The organism is Streptococcus orisasini, from assembly GCF_001431045.1.
Lineage (GTDB): Bacteria > Bacillota > Bacilli > Lactobacillales > Streptococcaceae > Streptococcus > Streptococcus orisasini.
In genome coordinates this window covers 1-6,101 of record NZ_BCLE01000056.1, presented here as the reverse complement: position 1 = coordinate 6,101, position 6,101 = coordinate 1, and the positions used below count along the sequence as shown (strand labels likewise).

The 6,101-nt window shown below is 39.8% G+C and carries 6 protein-coding genes; all 6 read left to right on the top strand.

The features are described from left to right. The first annotated feature begins 306 nt into the window (after positions 1-306). Positions 307-651 carry a DUF6568 family protein gene (locus SCSH_RS10700; protein WP_057491874.1) on the top strand — a complete coding sequence of 115 codons (345 nt, stop codon included), beginning with the start codon at positions 307-309 and terminating at the stop codon, positions 649-651. A 111-nt stretch (positions 652-762) separates the two neighbouring features. After that, positions 763-1,140, top strand: a complete 378-nt coding sequence (yajC, locus tag SCSH_RS10695; RefSeq protein WP_057491873.1) for a preprotein translocase subunit YajC — start codon at positions 763-765, stop codon at positions 1,138-1,140. A 110-nt stretch (positions 1,141-1,250) separates the two neighbouring features. After that, positions 1,251-2,000 carry an undecaprenyl pyrophosphate synthase gene (gene uppS / locus SCSH_RS10690; protein ID WP_057491872.1) on the top strand — a complete coding sequence of 250 codons (750 nt, stop codon included), beginning with the start codon at positions 1,251-1,253 and terminating at the stop codon, positions 1,998-2,000. A gap of 17 nt (positions 2,001-2,017) precedes the next feature. Next, positions 2,018-2,812, top strand: a complete 795-nt coding sequence (locus SCSH_RS10685; RefSeq protein WP_057491871.1) for a phosphatidate cytidylyltransferase — start codon at positions 2,018-2,020, stop codon at positions 2,810-2,812. A gap of 19 nt (positions 2,813-2,831) precedes the next feature. Next, a complete protein-coding gene (locus SCSH_RS10680; RefSeq protein ID WP_057491870.1) occupies positions 2,832-4,091 on the top strand; it encodes a M50 family metallopeptidase in 1,260 nt (419 codons plus the stop codon). Between the two features lie 26 nt (positions 4,092-4,117). Next, entirely contained in the window at positions 4,118-5,968 is a 1,851-nt protein-coding gene (locus tag SCSH_RS10675; protein ID WP_057491869.1) for a proline--tRNA ligase, read from the top strand. The last annotated feature ends 133 nt before the right edge of the window (positions 5,969-6,101 follow it).

The window sequence follows — 6,101 nt, the reverse complement described above, 5'->3', positions numbered from 1 at the left end:
TGTACTCCCTATTTTGCCTTTATCCGCAGACGCCCTTTGTATCTTGAACTTAGGTATGAAATTCCAAAGGAAGTTACTGCGACGATTGCCGTTAGAAATAGTATCGATTTCTAACGGCAATCTAATGCAAAACCTAGTCAAAAGCTATAGCGTTGGCGTTTGGTTTTGCCGTCCGCGCTAGCTAAGGAAGGTATCATAACACAATAGTTCTTTTGATAAAAATCGATTTTTTCTTCAGGCGTAAATTCTTGAAAATCTATTTCAATTGGGCTATGATATGATTATCAAAAAGAAGCGAGGAAAGTCATGTCGAATTTTGCAGAAGATATAAAAGATTTTGAACCTGTAACAGCCAAAGAAGCACAAAAAAGAATTGACAGCGGAGAGAAGTTTGTTCTTTTTATCGGACGTTCTACTTGTCCTTTCTGTCGGCGGTTTGCGCCTAAATTGAGCAATGTAGCTAAAGCTGATCATCAGGCAGTTGCTTTTTTAAACAGCGAAGATCAAAATGATTTAAAGGCAATTCAGGACTTTCGCAGTGCCTATTCTGTGAATACTGTTCCAGGTCTTTTGGTCGCTCAAAATGGTCAAATCAAGGTTGTTTGTGACTCATCACTGTCAGAAGAAGCTATTCGTGATTTTATTGCTTAACGCTTACAATCCCTCTTTGCAGGGATTTTTTGCTGACTTTCCACTTGCTCTTAAGGTCTAATTTTGTTATAGTATTTGATGACTTTATTTATTAGATGAGGAGATTAGACTATGCCTTATACAACACTTATTATGTTTGCTGTCCTTATTGGAGCTATCTTTTTGATGCAGCGCTCTCAGAAAAAGCAGGCTCAAGAACGCCAAAATCAGCTGAATGCTATTACTAAGGGCGACGAAGTGGTGACTATCGGCGGTATGTATGCCATTGTTGATGAAGTGGACAATGACAGTAAGAAAATTGTTCTTGATGTTGACGGAGTGTTTCTGCCTTTTGAACTGACAGCTATTAAGCGTGTTGTTGCCAAGGGAGAAGGGGACACACAAAAAGCACTTTCAGAACAGACAGAATCAGCCCAAGTTGTTGAGACTGCAGAAGCTAATGATACTTCAGAAGAAGCATCAGCTAGCGAATCTGCTATTGAAGAATAAACTTAACCCCTCAATCATGCTGGATTGGGGGTTTTTAAGCAGAAGAAATTTCAGTCACAATTCCTAAATTATGGTAAAATAAGAATAATAGTATTTTTTAAGGAAAAATAATGTTTACATTTAAGAGAAAAAAACCAGACGTAAAATTAACCCAAATTCCTAAACATATTGCTATTATCATGGATGGCAATGGCCGCTGGGCCAAAAAACGAATGAAACCACGCGTTTTTGGACATAAGGCTGGAATGGATGCGCTGCAGAAAGTGACTATAGCGGCTTCTGATTTAGGGGTCAAGGTTTTGACAGTCTATGCCTTTTCAACGGAAAACTGGACCAGACCTCAAGAAGAAGTTAAGTTTATCATGAATCTGCCTGTAGAATTTTTTGATAAGTATGTTCCTGAACTGCATAAAAACAATGTTCGTATAGTAGTCATTGGGGACAAAGAAGGACTTCCTAAGCCCACTTTGGATGCTTTAGAACGTGCCAGAGAGCTGACCAAGCACAATTCAGGCTTAATTTTGAACTTTGCTCTTAATTATGGAGGCCGTGCGGAAATTACCAACGCTGTAAAATTAATTGCTCAGGATGTTCTGGATGCTCGGCTGAATCCTGGAGATATTACGGAAGATTTAATTGCTGATTATTTAATGACCGATAGTCTTCCGTATTTGTATCGAGATCCTGATTTAATCATTAGGACCAGCGGAGAAATGCGGCTCAGCAACTTTTTGCCTTGGCAGGCGGCCTACAGTGAATTTTATTTTACTGAAGTTCTGTGGCCGGATTTTGACAAAGAAGGTCTGCTTTTAGCCATTGAAGAATTCAATCACCGTCACCGTCGGTTTGGGGGCGTTTAGAAAGAGGAATTTATCATATGCAGAAACGAGTTATTTTTGGAGGAGTGGCGCTGGCCATTTTTCTGCCTTTCCTGTTTTTGGGCGGAATCTTTTTTCAGCTGTTTATCGGTATTTTAGCTATGATTGGTGTGTCAGAAATGTTAAAAATGAAGGGATTGGAAATTTTTTCATTTGAAGGAATTCTGGCAATGCTTGCAGCCTTTGTGCTGACGGTTCCTTTGGACAGTTATTTAACCTTTTTACCGATTGATGGCAGCTTTAGTGCTTTTAGCTTGGTTATGTTCCTTATTTTAGCAGGAACTGTTTTAAACACTGGGCATTATTCTTTTGAAGATGCAGCTTTTCCTATTGCTTGCAGCTTTTATATAGGTGTTGGTTTTCAAAATCTTATCAATGCCCGCAATACAGGTCTTGACAAAGTTTTCCTAGCACTTTTTATTGTTTGGGCGACAGATATCGGTGCTTATATGATTGGACGGCAGTTTGGGAAACGCAAACTCATGCCGAGTGTTTCACCCAATAAGACGGTTGAAGGTAGCTTAGGCGGCATTCTGTCGGCGCTTGTTGTCGCCTTTATTTTCATGCTTTTTGATAAGAATGTCTATGCCCCTCACAATTTCTTTGTGATGCTCCTTCTTGTGATGCTCTTTAGCATTTTTGCCCAGTTTGGCGATTTAGTAGAAAGTTCTATCAAACGCCATTTTGGTGTCAAAGATTCAGGTAAACTTATACCGGGACATGGCGGTATATTGGATCGTTTTGACAGTATGATTTTTGTTTTCCCGATTATGCACTTCTTCGGATTATTCTAAGAGAGGGAACAGTGAAAATATGTCAGGATTAATTGCATTTATTATTATTTTTGGAATTATAGTGCTTGTCCATGAATTTGGACATTTCTATTTTGCCAGAAAATCAGGAATTTTAGTCCGAGAATTTGCCATCGGCATGGGACCGAAAATTTTTGAACATCAGGGCAAAGACGGGACAGCCTATACTATTCGCATCCTTCCTTTAGGAGGCTATGTTCGTATGGCGGGCTGGGGAGAAGATGATACTGAAATTAAGACAGGAGCACCTGCAGCTTTAACTCTTAATGATAAGGGAGATGTTGTTCGTATCAATCTTTCTGATAAGCAGCTGGACAAGATGGCTCTGCCTATGAATGTAACAGCCTATGATTTAGAAGACAGGTTGGAAATTACCGGTCGCGTTTTGGATGAGACTAGAACCTATCAGGTAGACCACGATGCGACTATTGTTGAAGAAGATGGAACAGAAATTAGAATTGCGCCACTGGATGTTCAATATCAAAATGCTACTATTTGGGGACGTTTAATCACAAATTTTGCAGGGCCTATGAATAATTTTATTCTAGGCATCCTTGTTTTTATTATCCTTGTTTTTGTACAAGGCGGTATCCAAGATAGATCTAGCAATCATATACAGGTAGCACCTGATGGTGCTGTTGCAAAGCTGGGCGTTAAAGATAATGATCAGATTCTGCAAATTGGCAAGAATAAAGTTGACAATTGGGAAGATTTGACCAAAGCAGTAGCTGAGTCAACTGCAGGTTTAAAAAAGAAGGAAACCATTCCCTTTAAGGTCAGAACCAAAACAGGAACAAAAGTCTTGCAGGTTCGTCCTAAAAAGGTTAATGGCAGTTATGTTATCGGTGTTATGCCAAGTCTAAAGACAGGCTTTGCTGATAAGATAGTTGGTGCTTTCAGAATGTCCTGGGATGGAGCTTTTGCTATTTTGAATGGACTTAAGAACTTGATTCTTCAGCCGAATCTCAATAAATTAGGCGGCCCTGTTGCTATTTATCAGATGAGCAATACAGCAGCCAGAGAAGGCTTAGCACCGCTTCTTAACCTAATGGCAATGCTTTCTATTAACTTAGGTATTTTCAATTTGATTCCAATTCCTGCTCTTGATGGTGGGAAAATTCTGATAAACCTGATAGAAGCCATGCGCAAAAAGCCACTCAAACAAGAGACAGAAACATATATTACCCTCGCTGGTGTTCTGGTAATGGTTGCACTGATGATTGCAGTGACATGGAATGATATCATGCGAGCCTTTTTCTAAACTAATAAGATGGAGTAAAATTTTTCATGAAACAAAGTAATATGCTAATTCCAACCTTGCGTGAAATGCCAAGCGATGCACAGGTTATCAGCCATGCGCTTATGGTGCGTGCAGGCTATGTCCGCCAAGTGTCAGCAGGGATTTATTCTTATTTGCCCTTGGCCAACCGGGTAATCGAAAAAATCAAGCAGATCATGCGTGAAGAATTTGATAAAATCGGTGCGGTTGAGATGCTGGCACCCGCTCTTTTGACAGCCGATCTGTGGCGTGAATCCGGCCGTTATGAAACATACGGAGAAGATCTTTATAAATTAAAAAATCGTGACCAGTCAGACTTTATTTTAGGTCCGACTCATGAAGAAACATTTACAAGTCTTATTCGAGATGCTGTAAAATCTTATAAACAGCTGCCCTTGAACCTCTATCAAATTCAGACTAAATATCGTGATGAAAAACGGCCTCGAAACGGCTTGCTTCGCACCCGTGAATTTATTATGAAAGATGGCTATAGTTTCCATGCGGATTATGACAGCCTGGATACTACTTATGAAGCTTATCGAACAGCTTACGAAGCAATTTTTACCAGAATTGGCTTGGACTTTAAGGCGATTATCGGTGATGGTGGAGCCATGGGTGGTAAAGACAGCCAAGAATTTATGGCTGTTACGCCGGATCGTACAGATTTAAATCATTGGCTGGTTTTGGACAAGTCCATTGCTTCAATTGAAGAAATTCCTGAAGATGTTTTAGCTGAGATTAAAGAAGAGCTTTCTTCTTGGCTCATATCAGGTGAAGATACAATTGCTTATTCAAGCGAGTCTGATTATGCTGCCAACCTTGAAATGGCTGTGAGTGAATATAAACCAAGCAGCAAGGTTGTCTCCCATGAAGAAATTCAGCGTGTTGAAACTCCGAACTGCAAGACAATTGATGAGGTAGCAGCCTTTTTAGATGTTGATGAGTCACAGACAATTAAAACCCTATTTTTCATTGCAGATGATGAACCTGTAGCAGCCTTGCTTGTTGGCAATGACCGCATCAATGAAGTCAAACTGAAAAATTATCTTGGAGCTGACTTCTTAACACCTGCTGCTGAAGAAGAAGCTAGAGAAATCTTAGGAGCTTCGTTTGGATCATTAGGACCTGTCAATCTGCCAGAAAATGTGAAAATTGTAGCAGACCTCAAGGTACAGAATTTAGGAAATGCTGTTGTTGGAGCAAATGAAGATGGTTACCATCTGACTGGCGTTAATCCAGAACGTGATTTTCAAGCGGTTTATGCAGATATTAGGGAAGTTTGTGAAGGAGAAGTGTCACCAGATGGCAAGGGTATTCTGAAATTTGCCCGCGGTATTGAAATTGGCCATATTTTCAAACTGGGTACACGTTATTCTGAAAGTATGAATGCTAATATCCTTGATGAGAACGGCCGTTCTGTTCCTGTTGTTATGGGCAGCTATGGTATAGGAGTCAGCAGGATTCTTTCTGCAGTGATTGAACAGCATGCTCGTATTTTTGTCAATAAAACACCTAAAGGAGCTTACCGATTTGCGTGGGGGATTAATTTTCCTAAAACTCTGGCTCCGTTTGATGTTCATTTGATTACAGTTAATGTCAAGGATGAGGCTGCTCAGCAGTTAACACAAAAAGTTGAAGAGAGTTTAATTCAGGCCAATTATTCTGTTTTGACAGACGATCGCAATGAGCGGATTGGTTCAAAATTTTCAGATAGCGACCTTATTGGACTGCCGATCCGTGTGACTGTCGGCAAAAAAGCCCCAGATGGCATTGTCGAAGTCAAAATCAAATCAAGCGGTGACACGATTGAAGTCAATGCTGAAAATCTGCTGGAAACACTGTCAATCTTAACAGATTAAGTAAACGATAGAACAAAGGAGGGGAGGCCTTCCTTTGTTTTTTTATTTTTTGAAATTTTTTGTAAAAAAAGTATTGACAAACTTATAAAAGCTTTGATATACTATCAGAGTTGCTGTTTGAGACAGCAATATC

Coding starts and splice junctions, on each gene's coding strand:
- SCSH_RS10680 (WP_057491870.1), top strand. CDS start 2,832: ATGTCAGGATTAATTGCATTTATTATTATTTTTGGAATTATAGTGCTT.
- uppS (WP_057491872.1), top strand. CDS start 1,251: ATGTTTACATTTAAGAGAAAAAAACCAGACGTAAAATTAACCCAAATT.
- SCSH_RS10685 (WP_057491871.1), top strand. CDS start 2,018: ATGCAGAAACGAGTTATTTTTGGAGGAGTGGCGCTGGCCATTTTTCTG.
- yajC (WP_057491873.1), top strand. CDS start 763: ATGCCTTATACAACACTTATTATGTTTGCTGTCCTTATTGGAGCTATC.
- SCSH_RS10675 (WP_057491869.1), top strand. CDS start 4,118: ATGAAACAAAGTAATATGCTAATTCCAACCTTGCGTGAAATGCCAAGC.
- SCSH_RS10700 (WP_057491874.1), top strand. CDS start 307: ATGTCGAATTTTGCAGAAGATATAAAAGATTTTGAACCTGTAACAGCC.